1 protein-coding gene is annotated in these 589 nt (G+C 72.2%); it reads left to right on the forward strand.

Annotation, left to right across the window (positions count from 1 at the left end; genetic code table 11):
- Positions 1-256 precede the first annotated feature (256 nt).
- Positions 257-589: integration host factor subunit beta (locus tag HG543_RS57270; RefSeq protein WP_169352724.1), on the forward strand; the 333-nt coding region annotated here is incomplete at its 3' end.

A 589-nucleotide genomic window follows, 5' to 3' on the forward strand; every position in this document is an offset into this window, starting at 1 on the left:
GGGAGAGGCCGCGCGGGTGGCGGAGCAGGCCGGCAGCAGGAGCGTCCAGAGCACGGCGCCCAGCACCCACAGGACCTCCACCCGCCAGCTCCTCCGTACCCGGTGCGTCTTCATCTGGTGTTCCTTCCCGTTCGCGAGGGGGCGGCACCCTAGCACCCGGGGCCGTCAGGGGCAGCGCTCGCCCTGGAGGGTGGGTGGTTTGTCCTCGCGGGGTCGGCTTCTGTAGAGTCTTTCGTCCCCTCCAGGGAGGTGTGCGATGACGAGGAGTGAGCTCATCGAGCGCATCGCGGCGCGCGCTCCGCATGTCCCCCGGCGCGAGGTGGAGGCCATCGTCCACGCCGTCTTCGACTGCATGTGCCAGGCGCTGGTGGCCGGCAAGCGCATCGAGCTGCGCGGCTTCGGCGTCTTCTCCGTCCGCACCCGCCGCGCGCGCACGGGCCGCAACCCGAAGACGGGCCAGAGCGTCGCCGTGCCGGAGCGCCGGACGCTGTCCTTCGCCGCCGGAAAGGAGCTGCGTGAGCGGCTCAACGCCCCTCCCGCCACGCCGGCCCCCGCCGCTGTCTCTTATACACAGCTGACGCTGCCGACG

This window comes from Pyxidicoccus fallax, assembly GCF_012933655.1.
Classification (GTDB): Bacteria; Myxococcota; Myxococcia; order Myxococcales; family Myxococcaceae; genus Myxococcus; species Myxococcus fallax.